Origin of the sequence: Priestia sp. P5 (assembly GCF_029522155.1) — a bacterium.
Taxonomy (GTDB): Bacteria; Bacillota; Bacilli; order Bacillales; family Bacillaceae_H; genus Priestia; species Priestia megaterium_E.
Genome location: NZ_JAKWFJ010000003.1, coordinates 67,987 through 90,164, shown reverse-complemented (window position 1 = coordinate 90,164; position 22,178 = coordinate 67,987). Strand labels below are relative to the sequence as shown.

The 22,178-nt window shown below is 39.3% G+C and carries 21 protein-coding genes; 15 read left to right on the top strand and 6 right to left on the bottom strand.

The window, feature by feature from the left end:
- Positions 1-166 precede the first annotated feature (166 nt).
- The 3 genes from MMB69_RS22025 to MMB69_RS22015 all read left to right on the top strand — a co-directional run bounded on the left by MMB69_RS22025 (position 167) and on the right by MMB69_RS22015 (position 2,412).
- The gene (locus tag MMB69_RS22025) at positions 167-793 is read left to right on the top strand and encodes an FMN-dependent NADH-azoreductase (protein ID WP_221785810.1); all 627 of its coding nucleotides are present in this window, start codon (positions 167-169) and stop codon (positions 791-793) included.
- A 157-nt stretch (positions 794-950) separates the two neighbouring features.
- Positions 951-1,844 carry a LysR family transcriptional regulator gene (locus MMB69_RS22020; protein WP_014457861.1) on the top strand — a complete coding sequence of 298 codons (894 nt, stop codon included), beginning with the start codon at positions 951-953 and terminating at the stop codon, positions 1,842-1,844.
- Positions 1,845-1,980: 136 nt separating this feature from the next.
- Complete coding sequence (locus MMB69_RS22015; protein WP_014457862.1) at positions 1,981-2,412, top strand: carboxymuconolactone decarboxylase family protein; 432 nt, start codon at positions 1,981-1,983, stop codon at positions 2,410-2,412.
- Positions 2,413-2,449: 37 nt separating this feature from the next.
- On the opposite strand, the gene MMB69_RS22010 is transcribed toward MMB69_RS22015, so the two are convergent.
- Both MMB69_RS22010 and MMB69_RS22005 read right to left on the bottom strand, forming a co-directional pair.
- Complete coding sequence (locus MMB69_RS22010; RefSeq protein WP_116741534.1) at positions 2,450-3,652, bottom strand: MFS transporter; 1,203 nt, start codon at positions 3,650-3,652, stop codon at positions 2,450-2,452.
- Positions 3,653-3,781: 129 nt separating this feature from the next.
- Positions 3,782-4,576 (bottom strand): SDR family oxidoreductase, encoded by a 795-nt coding sequence (locus MMB69_RS22005; RefSeq protein ID WP_221785809.1) that lies wholly within the window; start codon positions 4,574-4,576, stop codon positions 3,782-3,784.
- 170 nt (positions 4,577-4,746) lie between these two features.
- On the opposite strand from MMB69_RS22005, the gene MMB69_RS22000 reads away from it, so the two are divergent.
- Positions 4,747-5,331: a DUF502 domain-containing protein gene (locus tag MMB69_RS22000; RefSeq protein WP_221785808.1), complete on the top strand. Its 585-nt coding sequence runs from the start codon at positions 4,747-4,749 to the stop codon at positions 5,329-5,331.
- Positions 5,332-5,355: 24 nt separating this feature from the next.
- Here the strand turns inward: MMB69_RS22000 and MMB69_RS21995 are convergent, their stop codons facing one another.
- Positions 5,356-6,228 (bottom strand): TetR/AcrR family transcriptional regulator, encoded by an 873-nt coding sequence (locus tag MMB69_RS21995; RefSeq protein ID WP_129705292.1) that lies wholly within the window; start codon positions 6,226-6,228, stop codon positions 5,356-5,358.
- A 269-nt stretch (positions 6,229-6,497) separates the two neighbouring features.
- On the opposite strand from MMB69_RS21995, the gene MMB69_RS21990 reads away from it, so the two are divergent.
- Positions 6,498-9,620, top strand: a complete 3,123-nt coding sequence (locus MMB69_RS21990; RefSeq protein ID WP_221812508.1) for an efflux RND transporter permease subunit — start codon at positions 6,498-6,500, stop codon at positions 9,618-9,620.
- A 36-nt stretch (positions 9,621-9,656) separates the two neighbouring features.
- Positions 9,657-9,794, top strand: coding sequence for a hypothetical protein (locus tag MMB69_RS21985; RefSeq protein ID WP_192997141.1), 138 nt, complete (start codon positions 9,657-9,659; stop codon positions 9,792-9,794).
- 33 nt (positions 9,795-9,827) lie between these two features.
- On the opposite strand, the gene MMB69_RS21980 is transcribed toward MMB69_RS21985, so the two are convergent.
- Both MMB69_RS21980 and MMB69_RS21975 read right to left on the bottom strand, forming a co-directional pair.
- A complete protein-coding gene (locus MMB69_RS21980; RefSeq protein WP_013085357.1) occupies positions 9,828-10,001 on the bottom strand; it encodes a YozQ family protein in 174 nt (57 codons plus the stop codon).
- A gap of 111 nt (positions 10,002-10,112) precedes the next feature.
- A complete protein-coding gene (locus MMB69_RS21975) occupies positions 10,113-11,099 on the bottom strand; it encodes an ABC transporter substrate-binding protein (RefSeq protein WP_269870862.1) in 987 nt (328 codons plus the stop codon).
- A 177-nt stretch (positions 11,100-11,276) separates the two neighbouring features.
- Here MMB69_RS21975 and MMB69_RS21970 point away from each other — a divergent pair, with 177 nt between their 5' ends.
- The 6 genes from MMB69_RS21970 (at position 11,277) to MMB69_RS21945 (ending at position 16,282) form a co-directional block, all read left to right on the top strand.
- Entirely contained in the window at positions 11,277-12,281 is a 1,005-nt protein-coding gene (locus MMB69_RS21970) for a FecCD family ABC transporter permease (RefSeq protein WP_277448445.1), read from the top strand.
- Positions 12,278-13,327 (top strand): FecCD family ABC transporter permease, encoded by a 1,050-nt coding sequence (locus MMB69_RS21965; RefSeq protein WP_013059665.1) that lies wholly within the window; start codon positions 12,278-12,280, stop codon positions 13,325-13,327. Before MMB69_RS21970 ends, MMB69_RS21965 begins: the two co-directional genes overlap by 4 nt.
- Before the next feature lie 26 nt (positions 13,328-13,353).
- On the top strand, positions 13,354-14,181 hold the full coding sequence (locus tag MMB69_RS21960; protein ID WP_013059664.1) for an ABC transporter ATP-binding protein: 828 nt from the start codon (positions 13,354-13,356) through the stop codon (positions 14,179-14,181).
- Positions 14,171-14,941 carry an IucA/IucC family C-terminal-domain containing protein gene (locus MMB69_RS21955; protein ID WP_221785805.1) on the top strand — a complete coding sequence of 257 codons (771 nt, stop codon included), beginning with the start codon at positions 14,171-14,173 and terminating at the stop codon, positions 14,939-14,941. Before MMB69_RS21960 ends, MMB69_RS21955 begins: the two co-directional genes overlap by 11 nt.
- Positions 14,934-15,191, top strand: a complete 258-nt coding sequence (locus MMB69_RS21950; RefSeq protein ID WP_028409614.1) for a YusU family protein — start codon at positions 14,934-14,936, stop codon at positions 15,189-15,191. Before MMB69_RS21955 ends, MMB69_RS21950 begins: the two co-directional genes overlap by 8 nt.
- Before the next feature lie 173 nt (positions 15,192-15,364).
- Positions 15,365-16,282 carry a proline dehydrogenase family protein gene (locus MMB69_RS21945; protein WP_221785804.1) on the top strand — a complete coding sequence of 306 codons (918 nt, stop codon included), beginning with the start codon at positions 15,365-15,367 and terminating at the stop codon, positions 16,280-16,282.
- A 79-nt stretch (positions 16,283-16,361) separates the two neighbouring features.
- Here MMB69_RS21945 and MMB69_RS21940 read toward each other — a convergent pair whose 3' ends face one another.
- Positions 16,362-16,511 (bottom strand): YuzL family protein, encoded by a 150-nt coding sequence (locus MMB69_RS21940; protein ID WP_013059660.1) that lies wholly within the window; start codon positions 16,509-16,511, stop codon positions 16,362-16,364.
- A 184-nt stretch (positions 16,512-16,695) separates the two neighbouring features.
- On the opposite strand from MMB69_RS21940, the gene MMB69_RS21935 reads away from it, so the two are divergent.
- Genes MMB69_RS21935 through MMB69_RS21925 form a run of 3 tightly spaced genes read left to right on the top strand, consistent with a single transcriptional unit; the run spans position 16,696 to position 22,076 of the window.
- On the top strand, positions 16,696-19,077 hold the full coding sequence (locus MMB69_RS21935) for a 3-hydroxyacyl-CoA dehydrogenase/enoyl-CoA hydratase family protein (protein WP_277448500.1): 2,382 nt from the start codon (positions 16,696-16,698) through the stop codon (positions 19,075-19,077).
- A 12-nt stretch (positions 19,078-19,089) separates the two neighbouring features.
- Positions 19,090-20,268, top strand: coding sequence for an acetyl-CoA C-acetyltransferase (locus MMB69_RS21930; RefSeq protein WP_014457877.1), 1,179 nt, complete (start codon positions 19,090-19,092; stop codon positions 20,266-20,268).
- Positions 20,269-20,291: 23 nt separating this feature from the next.
- The gene (locus MMB69_RS21925) at positions 20,292-22,076 is read left to right on the top strand and encodes an acyl-CoA dehydrogenase family protein (RefSeq protein ID WP_221785803.1); all 1,785 of its coding nucleotides are present in this window, start codon (positions 20,292-20,294) and stop codon (positions 22,074-22,076) included.
- Positions 22,077-22,178: the final 102 nt, after the last annotated feature.

The following is a 22,178-nucleotide window of genomic DNA, read 5'->3' as shown; positions in this document are numbered from 1 at the left end:
TTTAATGATAATGATTATCGTTGTCAATGTGATTTTTGGCTCTTTAATAAATTCTTATATAGGATTTTTCAGACTAAAGTATGAGAGTATTTCATTATAAAGTCGTTCGAAACGTAAGGACAAAGCGAATAAAATAAGAGTATCAATAATCAGTGGAGGTTTTAGTATGAGTTATACTCTTTTTATAAAAGCAAATGATAGGTCGGCAAGTGAAGCGGTTAGCGTGAAATTATATAATGCGTTTTTAGAAAGCTATCAACAATCCCACCAAGGTGAAGAAATAATAGAACTAAATTTGTTTCAAGAAGAACTTCCTTATCTAAGTGCCGATATGATAGACGGTCAGTTTAAACTAGCAAGAGGGCTAGGAGTGACGGCAGCGGAAAATAAAGCAGCCGAAATTGCTAATCATTACTTAGAACAATTTGTGAAAGCTGATAAAATTGTCATTGCCTTTCCGCTTTGGAATTTTACTGTGCCAGCAGTGCTTCATACGTACTTTGATTATTTAAATCAAGCAGGCAAAACGTTTAAGTATACGCCAGAAGGTCCTGTGGGATTACTAGGCGATAAAAAGGTGATGTTATTAAACGCGCGAGGCGGAGTATATTCAGAAGGTCCAGCAGCTGAGGTCGAAATGGCCGTTAAATATGTCAGCAGCGTACTTCAATTTTTTGGAGTTACGGATGTGAACTCTGTTATTATTGAGGGACATAATCAGTTTCCCGATCGTGCTCAAGAAATTATTGAAAGTGGCCTAGAACAAGCAGCACAAGCAGCCAAAACATTTTAAATAACCGTAGTAAAAAAGGACAGGACAAAAGTATTTTAGGTGAAGGTATATCCGAACGATAAATCGTTCGGATTTTTCGCTGTATATCTTAAAAGTTAATAGGTAAAATGAATAAATAAGATAAAAGATATTCGCTTGATCTATAGGAGGAGCAGAGATGGATATTCGTCAGCTTAATTATTTTTTAGAAGTCGCTAAATTAAGGAGCTTTACTAAAGCATCTCAAAGTCTCCATATTTCACAGCCGACCTTGAGCAAAATGGTGAAAAACTTAGAAGAAGAATTGGAAGTAGAATTAATTGATCGGTCCGCAAGACAGATTGATTTAACGGATGCCGGGGAAGTTGTGTATGCGCAAGGACAAAAAGTTATGGCATCCATTGATGAGCTATCGACTTATTTATATGATGTGATGAATCTGAAAAAAGGGATGATTAAAATTGGAATTCCTCCATTGATTGGAGTACTGTTCTTTCCAAAGATTATTAAAGGGTTTCAGCAGCTCTATCCAGATATCACAATTAAACTTATTGAATACGGAGCCAATCGTGTTCAAAAAGCAGTAGAAAAAGGAGAGTTAGACCTAGGTGTAGCGGTGCTTCCAGTAAATGAACATCTTTTTGACATTAATCCTTTTATCTCTGAAAAAATGCTTTTATATGTTCACCACTCTCACCCTTTGGCCTCTAAAACTCATGTGGAAATTAATGAACTAGCCCAAGAGAAATTTATTTTATTTAATGAAGATTTTACGCTTCACGACCGGCTTATTCAGGCGTGTCAACAAGCAGGATTTGAACCTAATGTAGCTTACGAGAGCTCTCAATGGGATTTTATCGGTGAAATGATCGCGGAAAACTTAGGTGTATCTATCTTTCCACAATCCATTGCAGCAAAAGTGGATTCTGCTATCGTAAAAGCAGTTCCTATTACTAATCCTTCAATTTCATGGGATTTAGGATTGATTTTAAAAAAAGATAAATATATTTCATATGCCTCTAAACAATTCCTCCACTATATGAATGAACAGCATTCTGTTTTATATAGATAAAATGCATATGTTGTATTGAATATATGTATTTTACGAAAGAAAGAATGTGCGCTAAAGTAGATAGTGTAGAAAACATACACGAAAACAAACATTGATTCCGCGCGGTGTCAGTAAAAAATACGGAGGCTGATTTTACATGGCACAAAATAGTTATCAAAAAGGTTTAGATAAATTAATGGAATATACGTTAACGAGTAACGATGATATTTCGACTCATTTAAAAATTACGGAAGACTTAAAAGACCTAGCTCCCGACGTTGGGAAATATATTATTGAATTTGCCTATGGAGACATTTATTCACGACCAGGTTTAACGAATAAGCAGCGAGCATTAGTAACCATTTCATCACTGGTTACTCAGGGTACAGAGCCTCAGCTTGAGCTGCATTTAAACACAGGTTTAACAGCTGGACTAGAGCCGAATGAAATTGTGGAAAGCATCATTCAATTAATTCCATACACAGGTTTCCCTCGCGTGTTAAATGCTTTAAGCGTAGCTAAGAAAGTATTCGCTCAGCGTGACGTGGAAGTAGAGACAGGCGAAAAAGAGCTAGTAGAAAATAAATAATAAGCACAAAAAAGACGCTCTAAAAGAGCGTCTTTTTTTATGCGAGCTGCTTTTGTTTGGTTTCTTTTCCTAGAAAAACAACCGAACCAACACCGATTAAAATAGCTGCACAAAAGATTGAGAACGTAACGGTTAAAGAAGCACCTTGAGTTGACATATACCCAACTAACAGCGGTCCTAGAATTCCTCCAATTCGTCCAAAAGAAGCGGCCATTCCAGCTCCTGTGCCTCGAATAGATGTCGGATATTGCTCAGGTGTATACGCGTATAAAGCTCCCCAAGCGCCTAAGTTGAAGAAAGACAACAACATTCCTGCTGTTAGCAGCAGCCAAAGTGACTCCGCATTTCCGAAGATATATGCGCTGGCAGCCGTACCTAACAAGTATGTGACCAATACGAATTTTCGGCCCATGCGTTCAATAAACCAAGCAGCAGTATAATAGCCAGGCAGTTGAGCTAATGTCATAATCAATACGTATTCAAAGCTTTTGATTAAGCTAAATCCTTTAATGACCATGACGCTAGGTAGCCATAAAAACATGCCGTAATATGAAAATACAACGCAAAACCACAGAACCCACAGCATAATCGTAGATTGACGATAAGGCTTAGACCACACGCTTCTTACATTGTCCGCAATCGACGGTTTCTTTTCTTTTGTCGCCTCCACAAACTGAGGAGAATCTGGCAGTTTGATGCGCAAATAAATGGCATAAAACGCTGGTATAGCCGTTAGGATAAGAGCTAGCTGCCACCCGTAAGCTGGGATTACAAAGTAAGAAATAAGCGCTGCCAGTAGCCAGCCGAACGCCCAAAAACTTTCTAACAAGACGACCACTTTACCCCGTTTTTCCGGCGCCACGGTCTCAGACACAAGTGTAGAAGCAACAGGCAGCTCTCCTCCTAAACCCATTCCAATTAAAAATCGAAATACTAAAAAAGCAGCAAGGGTAGTAGTAAGAGCCGAAAGGCCGCTTGCCACTGAAAAAAGAACAAGAGTCACAATAAAAACGGTTTTTCGCCCAATTCGATCAGCCAGCAACCCGAACACCAGAGCTCCAACGGCCATTCCGATCGAATTAACGCTGCCTATCCAACTCATTTCAGTAGGGGAAAGTCCCCATTCAGCGTGAAGAGCTGCAATGATAAAAGACAAAATGCCAACATCCATTGCATCGAAGAGCCATCCGAGCCCTGCGATGCCAAGAAGCTGACGTTCTGATAATTGTTTTGTTTTCATGTCTTCCTCCTAGAAGCAAAGAATTTTGCTTTAAGTTTACACCTGTCTTGACATAATGTCACGTCTATTTTAAAGAAAAAATTCAAACGGAAAAGCTCTATACCTTATGGTATAGAGCTAATTGTATTCTCACATTTTATCGTAAAGCATTTTTCCAGGCCATGTATACGCCATATGACCGCCATCTACCGTAATGCAATCACCCGTTACATACGAGCTGTCATCAGATGCTAAAAATAATACAGCCCCGGCTACTTCTTCCGGTTTACCTAAACGGCCCATCGGATCCACCCATTCATATGCTTTTCTGAATTTTTTTCCTTCTTCAGCGCCTGATAAATCATCAAGAAGAGGTGTTTCAATTGTTCCAGGAGCGATTGAGTTAACGCGAATACCTTCACGAGCGTAGTCAATTGCCATGGTTCTTGTTAAGTTGGTAATAGCACCTTTCGCTGCGTTATAGCCAGAACGGTCTAAGTCTGCTGCCAGTCCGGATACGGATGAATTATTAATAATCGATCCGCCATTTTCTAACATCAGCGGAATAACGTATTTGCTTACAAGAAATGTTCCGCGTAAATCTACCGACATTAAGCGATCCCAAAGTTCTACTGGATATTCGTGAAGCTTGCCGCCTTCTGTGTCTGTCCCTGCATTATTAAAAAGAATGTCCACTTTTCCAAATTTCTTTTCAATTTCCTCCGTGAACTCTTTTACTTTTTCTTCTTCAGCTACGTCGATATAGTAGGCATGGGCTTTACCGCCAGCATCTTTAATTTCTTGTGCTACTTTTTTCACACCGTCTAAATTAATATCGGCACAAATAACAACCGCTCCTTCTTTCGCAAAGCGTTCAGCAGTTGCTTTTCCTATGCCGGAGCTTGATCCTGTAATCACTGCGATTTTTGATTCTAAACGTCCCAATTGTATCCCTCCGCAAAAATAAATATATAAGTATGTATGTTCATGTACCCATCTATTATTTTGATAAAACGTCGTTAGGTTATACGTGTGTGAATAGAAATAAAGAGACGCAGCAAAACAAATTCATTGTATAATAAACAGCAGTATGTCAGAAAAAATGAGGTGTTTGCATGAAAGCAATCATAAAAAGTTTTATTAATGGACTCTTAACGATTGTTCCTATTATCCTTGTTATTTATATTTTAGTAAGAGTGTTTAATTTTTTAGACAGCATTTTAGGAAACGTATTGAAGCCCTATATGAAGCAGGATTATATACCGGGGATTGGCATCTTAGCGACGCTTGTTTTAATTACGTTCTTAGGATGGTTATCCACTCGTTTTTTTGCAGGGAAAATCATTAGCTTAATTGATCGATTGTTAGAAAGAATACCGCTTGTTAAAACGCTATATACCGTTATTAAAGATACGTTTCAATCTTTTCTTGGAGAGAAAAAGTCATTTTCAAAAGTCGCTTTAGTGACGATGCCCGGCACGTCAATGAAAGTCATAGGGTTTGTGACCTCTGAAGAAGTAGAAGAGGTCATTCATTCATTAAAAGACCACGTAGCCGTTTATGTTCCACAGACTTTTCAAGTAGCCGGTTTTACTTTTTTGATTCCAAAAGAAGAAATTGAATGGTTAGATATTAAGCCGGAAGAAGCCATGAAGTTCGTGTTATCTGGGGGAGTATCTAGTTCAAAAGCAGAAAAATAACAGAAGGCTTGTTGAAGCCTTCTGTTATTTTTGTTGGAGTAAGGCTGTTAAAAGATTAAGCGGTTCTTCCAACGGTTTAAGTTCCGTTAAATTTCCAACCATGCCTTTTACAATAGCAGCGGTAGGCTTATCTTTTTTTAGCTCCGTTTGTAAAATGTGAAAGCTGTCTGCGTGTTCATCAGAAATATGATCGCTGGTGTCTAGCAGATGTTTAATTTCCTCAAGAGCTTGTTTTACCTGCTCATTTTTACTGAGAAAAGTAGTTCGTTCCTTTCCATATATATCTTCACCAAAAGAAGCGGGAATAAGGGGACGAGGTTTTCTAGCTAATAAATCTTCTACTAATACATCAACTCGGTCCATTATGTACTGCGCTACTTCTTTAAAGGTAAGCTCGTATTGATTGAAGATAATAATTTCTAAAAAGGAATGATGAATACCTTCAATCATTTTTGTTAAATCGGAGATATAAGGAGTTACGTCTTCTCCGTATACGCTAACGAGGCTTTTGCGATGGAAGTAAAACGTTTCTCGCTGCATTTTATGAACAAAGGTCTCCACTTCTTTGTTAAAGGGAATAGATTTTTCACGGATTTGCATGATAATAAAATCTCTGTGCTCTGTAATAAATTCATAGAAATAGATGAGCTGATTCATATAGCGGCTGCGGGCATCGTTTACTTCCTCGTCGAGAGCATAAACAGAGCTAAAGAGCTTTTCATAGTAAAAGTTTAAAATTGATAATAAAAGTGCATCCTTAGATTTGAAGTGCAGGTAAAACGCACCTTTTGAAATGTTGCATTCATCTACAATTTCTTGCACAGAGGTAGCATTAAATCCTTTTTTTGCAAAAAGCTTAATCGAAGCTTCAATTATTCTTTTTTCTTTTTCCTTCATGTCTTCTACCTCCTTTATTGAACAATTTGGCCATTCATTTCGTTAGATAATAGTATCATACACTAAAAAAGATAAAGGTATATATCAAAGTTGAGAACGAGAGTCAGTTCCTTTAAAAAACGATTTATCGTAAATATGTCTTTATTATGAACATGTTAGGAGAGAGCCTGCTTAGGGTTGACACTGACCGGTTAGTCATTTATATTTTAAGTTGTTGTGACCGATCAGTCAATTTTATTAGTATACATATATTTGAAGGAGGATATGCATTGGGGAAGTTTATTAAATTTTCATTGAAAAATAAATTTGCAGTATGGCTGTTAACGCTCTTTGTCATTATTGCAGGGCTGTATTCAGGGTTTAATATGAAGCTAGAGACCATTCCTGATATTTCAACGCCTGTTGTAACAGTCAGTGCAACTTATCCGGGAGCCACTCCGGAACAAGTGGCAGATAAGGTGAGTAAGCCGATTGAACAAAAGCTCCAGGGACTGAGCGGCGTTGACACAGTTAGCTCATCTTCTTATGAAAATATTGCTACCATTCAAGTTGAATATAGCTTTAGTAAAAATATGGAGAAGGCAGAAGACGAAGTTAGACGAGCTCTTTCAAACGTAGATCTGCCAGATGATGTAGAGGAACCAAATGTTTCAAGACAAAGCATTAGTGACTTTCCGATTATTTCATTAAGTGTTTCAGATGATAAAAAATCATTAGAAGACTTAACGAAGTATGTAAAAAATACTGTTGTTCCACAAGTTGAAAAAGTGCAGGGAATTTCTTCGGTCAGCGTGTCAGGAGAGCAAGTTGAAGAAGCAGAACTTGTATTCAAACAAGACAAGCTCAAGCAGCTGGGACTCGATGAAGATACGGTAAAAAAGCTTATCCAAGCATCTGATGCAAAAGTGCCGGCTGGTACGTATACGATGGATGGATCTCAAAAATCTGTTGTGGTAGACGGAAAGATGACAACAGAAAAAGATTTGGAAAACTTAGAGATTCCAGCTGTGCCTAGTCAAGGAGCTGCTCAAGGAGCTGCTCAAGATCAGCAACAAGGAATGAGCCAGCAGCAGGCACAAGGCGCCGTGCAGCAGGCGCCTTCCGCAGCTTCTATTCCAACTGTGAAATTAAAAGAAATTGCGGATATTAAAGTGACGGGGAAAGCAGAATCCATTTCTCGCACGAACGGAAAACCTTCAATTGCTGTACAAGTTGTCAAAGCGAAAGATGCGAACACAGTAAATGTTGTAAATGATATTAAAGAAAAAATGAATAGCCTAGAAAAGAAAAACAAAGACCTTCACGTTGACAATATTTTTGATCAAGGTAAACCGATTGAAGATTCTGTTCATACTATGCTAAATAAAGCTATTATCGGTGCGGTCTTTGCGGTTATTATTATTCTTTTATTTTTACGTGATATTCGTTCAACGATTATTGCCGTTATTTCGATTCCGCTTTCGTTATTGATCGCCATTTTAGCGCTGAAATCAATGGATATCTCTTTAAATATTATGACGCTTGGAGCGATGACTGTAGCCATCGGAAGGGTTGTAGATGATTCCATTGTCGTTATTGAAAATATTTACCGCCGCATGGCTTATCAGGAAGAAAAGCTTAAAGGAAAAGATTTAATTGTCGCGGCGACGAAAGAAATGTTTGTTCCAATTTTCTCTTCTACAATCGTAACCGTGGCCGTATTCTTACCCTTAGGTCTAGTAGAAGGACCGGTAGGAGAGCTATTCTTACCGTTTGCGTTAACCGTTGTTTTTGCACTGTTAGCATCACTGCTAGTAGCGGTAACACTCGTGCCAATGCTTGCTCATTCGTTATTTAAAACAAATGTAAAAGTAAAAGAAGAAAAACCAAGCAAACTAGCGCACGGATATAAGCGAATTTTGAACTGGACGCTAAACCATAAGCTTATTTCCTTTGGATTAGCCGTACTACTGTTAGTAGGAAGTTTATTCTTAGTTCCTTCTATTGGGGTGAGCTTCTTATCATCCGATCAAGAAAAAACGCTGACGCTTACGTATACACCGAAAGCCGGACAGTCTCAAAGCGACGTAGAAAAAGCAGCGAATCGCGCAGAAGCGTACTTGATGAAGCGAGATGGTGTCAAAACGGTTCAGTATTCGTTCGGTGAAGGTAACTCTTTTAATCCGGGAAGCAAAAATAACGTTTTAACATTTGTGCAATATGACGAGGATACACAAAACTTTGATAAAGAGCAGGACAAAGTATTAAAAGCTCTTAATAAACAAGCGAATCAAGGTGAATGGGGCTCAATGAATACGGCGTCTAGCGGCAGCAATAATTCATTAAACGTCCTTATTTACGGAGATAGCTTAGATGAAATCAAACCTTATGCTGATAAAGTTCAGCATGTTTTAGAAAAGCATAAAGAGCTGAAAAATGTCGATTCTACGCTTTCAGATACGTTTGATGAATATACGCTAGTACCGAACCAAAAGAAAGCTGCTGAACTCGGCTTGTCTGCTAGTCAAATCGGCATGCAAATTTCGAACCTTGGACAGCGTGAAGTATTAACGACTATCCAAAAAGACGGAAACGAAATTAACGTATACCTTCCAAAAGAAAAAGGGGATTTCTCTACTTTTGCCGAACTTTCAAGCACAAAAGTGACCTCTCAAACTGGACAGGAAGTTACATTAAATGAAGTTGTCGATATTAAAAAAGGTAAAACATCCAATACGGTAACTCGCCGTGATAATAAAATTTATGCAGAGGTAAGTGCCGATATTAAGAGTGACGATGTAGGCGGTGTTTCTTCTAACGTCCAAAAAGAAGTGAAGAAAATTGATTTGCCAAGTGATATGGATATTAACTTTGGCGGAGCATCAGAGCAAATTAATGACTCATTTAGTCAATTAGGAATTGCTATGCTCGCAGCCATCGGTATCGTGTACTTCGTACTAGTACTGACATTTGGTGGAGGGCTAGCACCATTTGCTATCTTATTCTCACTTCCATTTACACTCATTGGTGCACTAGTGGCACTTTTAATCTCTGGAGAAACGATCAGCATTTCTTCGATGATTGGAGCTCTTATGCTGATTGGAATTGTGGTAACAAATGCAATTGTGCTGATTGACCGCGTGATTCATAAAGAGCAAGAGGGTCTGTCGACGCGTGAAGCGTTACTAGAAGCTGGAATGACACGTCTTCGCCCGATCTTAATGACAGCTATTGCAACGATTGGTGCACTGCTTCCATTAGCTTTTGGATTTGAAGGTGGAGGCCTTATTTCAAAAGGGCTAGGGGTTACGGTAATCGGAGGACTAACAAGTTCTACGCTGCTTACGCTCATTATCGTTCCAATTGTCTATGAGTTTTTTATGAAGTTTAAGCGCAAAAAAGTAAAAAAGTAGAAGCAAAACAAATTTCCGCTTTTGAGGTGAATAGCGATGAAGTCAATTGATAAACTAATGAAACAGCTGATTCAACAAGGAATTAAAGCAAAGAAAGTAACGATTGATAAATCAAAGCGCCAGCAGTGGATGGCCATGTCATTGCCTAAAACGGCATGGCAGCATTCAAAATAAAAAAGAGCTGACTTTAAGTCAGCTCTTTTTTTATTAACGATCTGTATCTTCAAATGATCCTTCTTGATAGGCGTCGCTTACTTGCTCATGTGTTTCTGCTAGACCTTGTGAGAGTGCATCTTGTCGGTTATAATCTTCTGTTTCGAACTGACGGTCAGCCATTTCATTTGTATCAGGCTGCTTTTTAGGCTGTTTTTTTGAATTCATTTTCACCACTCCTATTTAATAAAGTGAGACCACGGTTAGTGTGCGATGAAAGGAAATACATTATACATGCAAAAAGAGCTTCGATTCGTCGAAGCTCTTTCTTTCATATTATTATTGTTTTTTATCTAAGAAGATTTTTTCAATATCATCAAGTACGATATTAGCTGCTAACACACCGCCTGCTGTATTCCACGTAGCATCATCTACTTTATGAACATGGTCTTCTTGAGCCACTTTTAACTTTTTGAAAAGCGGATCGTTTATCCATTCTTTTTCAAGCTTTGTTGCTTCGCCGTCTCCCGTTTCATAAGAGAAGTAGAATAGCTGATCGCCGTCCATTGCCGGAATGCGTTCTTTTGTTGCATTCATTTCAGCAAAATCATCCTTGTCTTGAGACTCAGGTCGAGCAAATCCAAGCTGGTCTAAAATAACGCCTGAGAATGAATCTTTATGATAAATACGAACGTCTCCAGCTGTAAAGCGTACAACTGAGATTTTTTGTTTTAACTGATCTCCAAGGCGTTTCTTTAAATCTGCTACGCGATTGTCATAGTCAGCTAATACTTCTTTACCTTTTTCTTCTTTATTTACAGCTTTTGCATATAGCTTAAAGTTTGATTTCCAGTCTCCGCGCAGCTCTTCAGAAAATACAGTCGGAGCAATTTGACTAAGCTGGTCGTATACTTTTTCTTGACGCATTTTATTTCCGATAATCAAGTCAGGTTTTAAAGCAGCGATTGCTTCTAAGCTTGGCTCACTTTCTGTACCCACACTTTTAACGCCTTTCATCTGACCTTTAATATGGTCGTACCACGGATTTCCTAACCATGATTGAACAGCACCAACAGGCTTTACACCCATTGCAAGAAGAGCCTCAGTACCTTCGTTTGTTAAAACGACAACTCGTTTAGGTGTTCCTTTAATCTCTGTTTTATCCATTGCATGTTTTACTGTATAAGTTTCGCCAGAACCCTCAGTTTTTTCTTTTTTATCATCGTCAGCGCTGTTCGAATTACCGCAGGCTGCCAGCACAAGCAGTGTCATAATGGTAAGAATGGATAACAAATATGACAACTTGCCTTTAGAATATGTATTCACATCTCTTCCTCCTCTTAAGTGATAATGATTTTCATTAACAATTAAGATAATATTCTAACTTTTAAGCGGTGTCAATTAAAAATTGAAAATGATTCTCAAAATCATTGACACTTTTTTCAATGTTTCCTAAACTAAAGGTTAGATATATAGGAATCATCTTAGAGGAGAGCAATGAAAATGATGCTACGCAGTGTTCAAATGAAAGTAATGGGGCTCATCATTGGAATCATGCTGCTTTTAATCTGTATTGGATTAAGTATCGTACTCGGATACACAGATACAAGTATCAAGACAGCATTTGAAGCTTTTCAAGCGTTTAACGGTTCGAATGAGCACATAGTTATTCAAAATATTCGATTGCCGCGCGCTATAATCGGTGCTGTGGTAGGTATTTGTTTAGGAATTGCAGGAGCAATGATGCAGGCGTTAACGAAAAACCCACTTGCTTCACCGGATATTATCGGTGTGAACGCTGGGGCCAGCTTTTTTATTGTTGTTGCAGTGATGATTTTTTCGGTCAATTCACTTCAAGCTTTTACATGGATTGCATTTGTAGGAGCGGCATTAACCGTAGTGGTTGTCTATTTTCTTGGGTCCCTCGGAAAAGAAGGATTAACGCCTATTAAATTGACGCTCGCAGGAGCGGCTATTGCAGCCTTTTTCTCTTCTTTAACACAAGGACTGCTGGCTGTGGATGAATCTTCGCTTGATCAAGTTCTCTTTTGGCTGGCTGGATCTGTGCAAGGACGCAAGGTGGAAATGCTGTATGGCATACTCCCTTACATAGTACCAGCAATCATTGTCACGTTTTTTATCGCTTCAAAAATTAATATTTTAACGATTGGTGAAGATGTAGCTAAAGGATTAGGTCAAAGAACGATTCTTATCAAAATTATAAGCGGCATCATTATTGCCATTTTAGCTGGTGGAGCCGTTGCAGTAGCCGGTCCGATTAGCTTTGTCGGAATTATTGTTCCGCATGTTGTAAGAACAATTGTAGGACAAGATTATCGTTGGGTATTTCCCTATAGTGCGGTTGCCGGAGGCATCTTAATTTTATTAGCCGATGTTGCGGCCAGGTATGTCATTATGCCTCAAGAAATCCCTGTTGGAGTCATGACTGCTGTTATTGGTACACCTTTCTTTATCTATATGGCAAGGAAAGGAGCAAAGGCGTCATGAAAACATACTTATCTCTTCGCTTAAAGAGAATTTCATTTTTGGTTAACATAAAAGCAGCTCTGATCATTATTGGATTTTCAGCTGCACTTGTTGCTCTCTTTTTATTGAGTGCAGGTACGGGTGACTTATTTATTAATCCACTTCGTGTGATTAAAATTTTAGCAGGTCATGGATTGGAGTTTGAGCGATTAGTTGTTACATCTTTTAGACTTCCACGCATTATTGTTGCCATTTGTGCCGGTATTTGCCTAGCTATTGCAGGCGCTATCTTGCAGGGGCTTGTGAGAAATCCGCTTGCTTCACCAGACTTAATTGGATTAACAGGAGGAGCGTCAGTTGGTGTAGTGTTATTTTTGACACTATTTAGTGATAAAAGCAACTCGTTAACCGTAAGTATTAATTGGATGCCTGTTAGCGCATTTTTAGGTGCAGTGGCAGTGGCGCTTTTACTTTATGTGTTTGCCTGGAAAAATGGCGTCTCTCCTATTACACTAGTATTAATAGGAATTGGATTAACAGCGTTAACGAAAGCTATGACCACGCTGTTTATGATTATGGGTCCTATCTATCGCGCCAGTCAGGCAAATATTTGGATCACAGGAACGGTGTATGGCTCAAATTGGGCCAGTGTTTCCATACTAGTTCCTGTTACAATAGGGCTGGTTATAATCACGATTTTAATGATTCGAAATTTAAATGTTCAAGAATTAGGTGAAGAAATTGCGACTAACGTTGGAAGTCGCGTTCAAAAAAATCGTTTGGCACTATTGCTGATGAGTACAGCTTTAACAGGAAGCGCCGTTGCATTTGCCGGTGGAATTAGCTTTGTAGGATTGCTTGCTCCACATATTGCCCGAAAGCTGGTAGGTTCTTCATTCGGAGCTTTAATACCGCTATCGGCATTGATCGGAGCAATCTTAATCACAGCAGCAGATTTAATTGGCCGAACATTTTTCTTGCCAATCGAAGTGCCAGCAGGTGTATTTACAGCTGCAATTGGCGCACCGTACTTCATTTATTTACTATACAAACAAAGAAACGTATAGCATTCTTTGTAGAAGGAGCGATTCGCATGCATTCGTTAGAAACAAAATCGCTAACATTATCATATGGAGAAGCGATGATTATAGATGAGCTTGACGTTACCATCCCAAAGGGTGAGATTACGGTTTTTATCGGCAGTAATGGATGCGGAAAATCTACGCTGCTGCGTTCACTAGCAAGATTATTAAAGCCACATGCCGGCTCTATTTTACTAGAAGGCTCTAAAATTTCCTCTCTTCCGACAAAGGAAATTGCAAAGCAGCTAGCAATCCTTCCGCAAGGTCCTGTTGCACCTGAAGGGTTGACCGTGCTTCAGCTTGTTAAACAAGGGCGCTATCCGTATCAAAATTGGTTCCGTCAGTGGTCTCAAGAAGATGAAGAAAAAGTACAAAATGCACTCGAAGCAACAGGGTTAGCAGACTTGGCTGATCGTCAAGTTGATTCGCTTTCTGGAGGACAGCGTCAGCGCGCATGGATTGCCATGACATTAGCACAAGATACGGATATTATTTTACTTGATGAACCGACAACGTATTTAGATATGACGCATCAAATTGAGATCTTGGACTTGTTGTTTGAACTGAATGAAAAAGAAAATCGTACCATCGTAATGGTGCTGCATGATTTAAACTTAGCCTGCCGCTATGCTCATCATATTGTGGCGCTTCAAGATAAAAAAATCTATGCACAGGGAAGACCAGAAGAAGTCATTAACTGTGATTTAGTACAGCGAGTCTTTAATATGAACTGTGAAGTGACGGTGGATCCGTTATTTGGAACGCCTCTTTGTATTCCTCATGGGCGCGGACGATGTATTGTGAATAAGCTGCGCGTTGAAACGCAGCATGCTCAATAAGAAAGAGCAAAGCGAGTTAGCAGAAAAATTCCGCTGTACGTTTAAAGATAACTCGCTGTACAGGTTGTCTCCCTCCAGCTGCATGGATGAAAGCACGCTGAGGGTGCAGCTGCTATGGATTCAACAGACGATGAAGGCTGCTAACTTGAGAGCAGCTGCTTCCATGTTAGCGAAGCGGTATAGCTTTGTTGTGGTGGCGGCTTTGTATTCATTTATTGTGTTTCAAAAAAAGATAAACGCATCGACTAAAAATGTTTCTTTGCATACAGAAGACGCTGAAACGATGTGGCTCCCAAAAGTGTTTATCTCAGAAATTGAGACGAAAGAAGTAACAGAGGACAATCGGAAAATTCTTCTTGACGAACTTCTTGATGAATTGTTTGCTCATCACATTGAGCCGATATGGTCATCGCTGCGTAAAGTGACAAAAATCTCGAAGCTGACGCTGTGGGAAAACGTAGCTGTTTATATCCACTGGCTTTATGATTTGCTTTTAGCAAATGAAGAAATAGACAACATGCAAGTGCAAAAGAATTTACGATATGTGATAGAAGAAGCTGAGGGTCATCACTTTGGTTCATATCATCATAATCCGCTTGCTCGGTACAGTTCACCTCCTCCATATGTAGAAAAGCAAAAGCAGGAGATAAGGGTTCGGCAAACGTGCTGTTTGTCTTACCAAACAGGAGCTAAAGAGACTTATTGTCAAACGTGTCCGGTTATTTGTAAACCAAAGAAAGGAGTGATTGTGCATGAATAAAACCTTTCAAGAGCAATTCGACGGTTTGATTGAAAAGTATACAGAACTAATGGTCGGTGAAAGTGACGAGCAGCTACAAGAAAAAGTAAAAATGTGGGCACTTTACAACCATATCTCAAAATCCATGCCGCCTTTAACCAAGCATTGGAATCAATTATATCCAGAAGCAAAAGCGGAAATGGTCGAGATTGTAAAGGAAATCAAAGAGCTGAATGAAGCGCATCGAGCGTCACAGCGAAAACCAGAATAAAAACATTCATCACGAAGCTGATGGATGTTTTTTTATCCAAAAGCTCCCGGTCGCGTTTTGGTTTTGTGTGCATACGTTAATAAAGGGTGCCTATCTAGTTTGAAAAATGGTAAAATTAATGATAATTAAATAAAATTTGTGAGGTGTATGACAAGTGAAGGCGGGGGGTTGCTTTGGAACAAACGATAAGAAACTTTTTTTTATTGTTATCAAAAAGCAAAAAGTTAACAAAGCTGGCTAAGCGCTATGGCTTACGTTTTGGAGCAGCAAGGTTTGTTGCAGGGGAAACCATCGATGAAGCTGTTAGTGTGATAAAAAAGCTAAATGAACAGGGATTAAAAGTAACGATTGATTATCTTGGCGAGTTTGTGGAAAGTGAAGCTGAAGTGGATCATGCTGCAGCTCAATGCATAAAGGCCATTCGCCTTATACACAAAGAAAGATTAGATTCAGAAATTTCTTTAAAATTAACGTCTATGGGATTGGATATTTCAGAAGATTTGGCGCTTCATCATATGCGGCGTATTCTTGAAGAAGCGGAAAAATATAGCGTATTTGTGACGATTGATATGGAGGACTATAAGCGATGCAGCAAGACGATTAAGCTATTTAAACAATTAAAAAATGAGTATGAACACGTAGGGACGGTGCTTCAAGCATACTTATATCGAACAGAAAGTGACATCCGTGAATTAGATGCTTATGCTCCTAAATTAAGGTTAGTGAAAGGGGCGTACAAAGAAGCAGCAGACGTGGCGTTTCCTGATAAAGAAGACGTGGACGAAAACTTTCAAAACATCATTGGACTTCACTTATTAAACGGTCACTATACAGCAGTTGCTACTCACGATGAACGAATCATTCAGTATACAAAAGAGTTTGTTAAAAAGCATGGAATTTCAATGAATCAGTTTGAATTTCAGATGCTATACGGCATTCGATCAGAAAGGCAAGTTCAGCTCGTAGCAGAACAATATAAAATGAGAGTGTATGTTCCTTACGGAACGGACTGGTATGGGTATTTTATGAGGCGCCTTGCAGAAAGACCTGCAAACGTCGCATTTGTCTTAAAAGGAATCGTAAAAAAATAATAATGAAATGGTCGTGATGACAAAGTAAGAAATAATCAAAAATCGAACATGATTCGATTACTCATGTTCGATTTTGAGGTTAATGTCCTTGGGTATTATGCTTGGTATACTGTTGGTTTTGAGATGTCTTTTTGCCGCGGCCGTGCGGTTCATTGACCGGTCCAGCATTTCCTTTAACGCTTGCTGCGCTTACGCCTGCTGACGATGGATCTTTCTTTAATTTGCTCACAAAATCACCTCCTGTGTATTAAGATAACCAAACACATTAAAAATAGTTAGAGATAATATTGTTAATATATTGCGAAAATTTAAAAAATGTTTTATAGTAAAAATAGAGATTAACAGTGACTCTCTTTTTTTACGCATAAAATGAATGACCATTCATTCAATATATTAAAGGGGATGTGGGGATAATTATGAAGATAAAAAAAGCCGCCGTTTTAGGTTCAGGAGTTATGGGCTCTGGAATTGCAGCTCATTTAGCGAATGTAGGAATTCCAACGCTTTTGCTAGACGTGGCTCCAACTTCATTAACAGCAGACGAGGAAAAAAAACAGTTAACGCTTGAAGATAGGCAAGTGAGAAATCGGTTGAGTACAACTGCTCTAGCTAAATTAACGAAGCAAAAACCGGCGCCTTTAACGTCTAAGTTGTCACTATCGTTAATTACGCCAGGAAATCTTGAAGATCATTTACAGCAGTTAAGCGACTGTGATTGGATTATTGAAGTAGTAGTCGAACGTCTTGAGATTAAACAGCAGTTGTTTGAAAAAATTGATAGTGTACGAAAAAAAGGAAGTATCGTAAGTTCAAATACTTCGGGAATATCGATCCACGAAATGGCTAAAGGACGCTCAGAAGATTTTAAAGCGCATTTTTTAGGAACGCACTTTTTTAATCCACCGCGTTATTTAAAGTTATTAGAAATCATTCCAACTCATGACACAAAATCAGAAATTGTTGAATATATGAAAACGTTTGGTGAAGATGTATTAGGTAAAGGAGTAGTTATTGCAAAAGATACGCCTAACTTTATCGCCAACCGTATCGGTACGTACGGTTTACTTGTGACCGTTCAAGAAATGTTAAAAGGTAATTACAGCGTGGGAGAAGTTGACTCTGTGACGGGCCCTTTAATTGGAAGACCAAAAAGCGCAACGTTTCGAACGTTAGACGTAGTGGGACTAGACACATTTATTCATGTGGCCAACAATGTATTTGACAAAGTAGAAGGCAAAGAAAAAGAAGTGTTTGATGTGCCTTTATTTATGAGACAAATGCAGGAAAATGGCTGGCTGGGAAGCAAGTCGGGGCAAGGCTTCTTTTTAAAGAAAGGCAAGGAAATTTTAGAACTTGATCCTAGTACACTTCAATACGTTGAGAGAAAAAAGTTAAAAACAGCTTCTACCGAATTAAGCAAGCAGGCAAAAGGGCTGCAAAATAAAATGAAAGCGCTTATATATTCTGATGATCGTGCCGGACATCTTCTTTGGAATGTGATCAGTCCCGTTCTTGTATATGCAGCACAGTTAAAAAATGAAATCGCCGACGATATCGTGGCCATTGATCAAGCTATGAAGTGGGGATTTGGCTGGAAAATGGGTCCTTTTGAGACGTGGGATGCAATTGGTTTAGAAAAGTCAATTGAGAAGATGGAGCAGTCCGGTTTAGCAATTCCGCAGTGGGTAAAACAAATGCAGGAAAATGGATTTACAAGCTTCTATAAAGAGATGGAAGGTCAAACGCTTTACTATGAAGATGAAGAGTATAAAGCGGTAAAAGAAAATAAAAAGGTGATTCACCTGTCATCTTTACGTTCTCAAAATAATGTCATTTTAAAAAACAGCGGAGCGAGTTTAATTGATTTAGGAGATGATGTGGCGTGCCTGCAGTTCACTTCTCCTAACAATGCAATCGGGCTAGATATTATTAGCTTATTAAATCAGTCTCTTGAAGAAGTGAATAAGAACTATAAAGGACTGGTCATAGGAAATCAAGGGAAAAATTTCTGCGTTGGCGCTAACTTAGCTATGATTTTAATGGAAGCACAAGATGACAATTATTTTGAAATTGAATTTGTCATTAAACAATTTCAACAGGCAATGATGAAGGTGAAATACAATGAAAAGCCGGTTGTTGCAGCTCCATTTGCGATGACTCTCGGAGGAGGAGCAGAAATTTGCTTACCGTCAGCTAAAATCCAAGCTTCTGCTGAAACTTACATGGGCCTTGTAGAAGTAGGAGTTGGACTCATTCCTGGTGGAGGAGGTAATAAGGAGCTTTATATCAAACAGCTAAATGGTTTACCGAACGGTGTAACGCTTGATCTTCAGCAAATTGCCAATAAAACATTTGAAACAATTGCTACTGCAAAAGTATCTGCTTCTGCTGCAGAAGCTAGACAGCTAAACTTTTTAAACCGCCATGATGCTATCAGCGTAAACGGAGATCATTTGCTGAATGATGCGAAGAACTCAGTCCTTGCTTTACATGACACAGGCTATAAACCACCTGTAAGAACTAAAATTCCTGTGGTTGGAGAAACAGGATATGCAACGTTGCTGCTAGGAGCTCAATCCATGAAATATTCAGGATATATATCAGAACATGATTATAAAATTGCTAGTAAGTTAGCATTTGTGTTAGCCGGAGGACGTGTAGCGTTTGGTTCGGAAGTTGATGAAGAGTATTTGCTGGACTTAGAGAGAGAAGCATTTTTAAGCCTTGTTGGAGAAGCGAAGTCTCAAGAACGTATGCAGCACATGTTAGTTAAAGGAAAACCACTGCGTAATTAAGGGGGAGAAAAAATGAGAGAAGCAGTTATTGTAGCAGGTGCTAGGACACCGGTCGGAAAAGCAAAAAAAGGTTCACTGGCAAGTGTTAGACCTGATGATTTGGGAGCCATCGCGGTTAAAGAAACTCTTCGCCGAGCAGGCGGATACGAAGGACCAATTGATGATTTAATTATTGGTTGTGCGATGCCTGAAGCAGAACAAGGTTTGAATATGGCTCGAAATATTGGCGCTCTTGCGGGTTTGCCTTATACGGTGCCAGCAATAACGATTAATCGTTATTGCTCATCAGGTTTGCAAAGTATTGCCTACGGTGCAGAACGAATTATGCTAGGGCAAGCCAAAGCAGTGTTAGCTGGAGGAGCAGAATCAATGAGTTTTGTTCCGATGTTTGGAAACGTAGCCCGTCCGAATGTTCAGCTGGTTGAAAATGCGCCGGAATATTATATGGGCATGGGACATACAGCAGAACAAGTAGCGATGAAATACGGCATTTCACGTGAAGACCAGGATGCGTTTGCTGTACGCAGCCATCAAAAAGCAGCAAAAGCACTTCAAGAAGGGAAGTTTAACGACGAAATTGTTCCGGTGGAAGTGACGCTTCGGAAAATTGATGAAAACAATAAGCTGCGTGAACAAAAGCTGATGTTCTCTCAAGATGAAGGAGTTCGTCCTGGGACAACTGCGGACGTATTAGGGAAACTTCGTCCAGCTTTTTCGATTAAAGGATCCGTAACAGCTGGAAACTCTTCGCAGACAAGTGACGGAGCTGCATCCGTTTTTCTAATGGATAAAGAACAAGCTGAAGCAGAAGGCTTGAAGCCTTTGCTTAAGTTTCGCTCATTTGCAGTTGGGGGAGTTCCGCCTGAAGTAATGGGGATTGGACCGGTAGCTGCCATCCCTAAAGCTCTTAAACTAGCAGGCCTGGAGCTTTCTGATATTGGATTATTTGAATTAAATGAAGCATTTGCTTCTCAAGCACTTGGCGTTATTCGTGAATTAAATATTAATGAAGATAAAGTAAATGTAAACGGAGGCGCTATTGCTTTAGGTCATCCATTAGGCTGTACCGGAGCTAAGCTGACTCTTAGCTTAATGCACGAAATGCAGCGTCGAAATGAGCAGTTTGGAATTGTCACGATGTGTATTGGTGGAGGAATGGGAGCTGCTGGTGTATTTGAATTGTTAGCATAATCATTTCAAAGGGGGATATGAACATGTCAAATAAAACAAAACAAATGATCAAAGGTGGAAGCTTTTTAATTGAGGAAGGCGATGCAAGCCGCGTCTACACACCGGAGGATTATACATCTGAACAAAAGATGATTGCCAAGACGACAGATGAGTTTGTAGAAAATGAAGTCCTTCCGCAAGTGGAATATTTAGAAAAGCATGAGTTTGACCGTTCTGTAAAGTTATTAAAACAAGCTGGTGAATTAGGGTTACTTGGTGCAGATGTACCGGAAGAATACGGTGGACTCGGTTTAGATAAGATTACCTCGGCTTTAATTGCTGAAAAAATGTCTCGAGCAGGCGGATTTTCCATCACGCACGGTGCTCACGTAGGGATTGGGTCATTGCCAATCGTCTTATTTGGAACAGAAGAGCAAAAACAAGCATATTTACCTGCTTTAGCAGTCGGGGAAAAAATAGCAGCATATGCGTTAACAGAACCTGGTTCTGGTTCCGATGCCCTCGGTGCTCGCACAACAGCTCGCCTTAACGCAGAAGGCACACACTATGTGTTAAATGGAGAAAAGCAGTGGATTACGAATGCCGGATTTGCTGATGTATTCGTCGTGTACGCAAAAATTGATGGCGATAAATTTTCTGCTTTTATCGTTGAACGCGAATTTCCAGGTGTTTCGGTTGGACCGGAAGAGAAGAAAATGGGAATCAAGAGCTCATCAACCAGAACGTTGATTCTTGAAGATGCGCTTGTTCCAAAAGAGAACGTGCTAGGTGAAGTTGGAAAAGGCCATGTGATTGCCTTTAACATTTTAAATATTGGGCGCTACAAACTTGGAGTTGGAGCAGTTGGAGCAGGGAAACGTGCGTTAGAAATTACGTCTCAATATGTTAACCAGCGTCAGCAGTTTAAAACGCCAATCGCTAAATTTTCATTAACTCAAGAAAAATTAGCAACAATGGCTTCTAAATTGTATGCAACTGAAAGCTCTGTCTATCGTACGGTAGGACTTTTTGAAGACCATATGGGCCAGCTTTCAGAAGAACAGCAAAAAGACGGAAAGCAAATTGCTGCTTCCATTGCTGAATATGCTATCGAATGTTCACTAAATAAAGTGTTTGCCACGGAAGCTCTTGACTACATTGTAGATGAAGGCGTGCAGCTTCACGGAGGCTACGGTTTTATGAGTGAGTATGAAATTGAGCGTCTGTATCGCGATTCTCGCATTAATCGTATTTTTGAAGGAACAAATGAGATTAACCGTCTTTTAGTACCAGGCACATATTTACGCAAAGCGCTAAAAGGAGAGCTTCCACTGCTTCAAAAAGCACAAACGCTTCAAGAAGAATTGATGATGCTTATGCCGCAGGAAGTAGGAAATGAGCCGTTAGATCAAGAAAAAATGCTTGTGCAAAACGGGAAGAAAATTGCGCTCTTGCTTTTGGGATTAGCTGCACAAAAGTATGGCAAAGAATTAGAGAAAGAACAAGAAATTCTCGTTAATATTTCCGATATGATTAGTAACGTATATGCAATGGAATCCACTGTTTTACGTACTGAAAAAGCCATTTCCAAAACAGGAGCAGATCAAAACAGCTTAAAAGTAAAATACACGCAAGTATTCTGCCAAGAAGCATTTAATCGAATCGAAGCAGATGCAAAAGAAACGTTAATTGGCGTTGAACAAGGTGATACGCTTAGAGTCATGCTTTCGTCTCTTCGCAAATTAACTCGCTATACACCAATTAATGTAATTAGTGTAAAGCGCGAGATTGCAAAAACACTTCTAGAAGTAGAGAAGTTCACAGTTTAAGGAAAAAGGAGCTCGTTTTACGAGCTCCTTTTTGTTTAAGAAGCCTCTATCTAGGTAAATGATAAAGGATGTGTTAAAATACGAAAAAAGCTTAAAATAAAG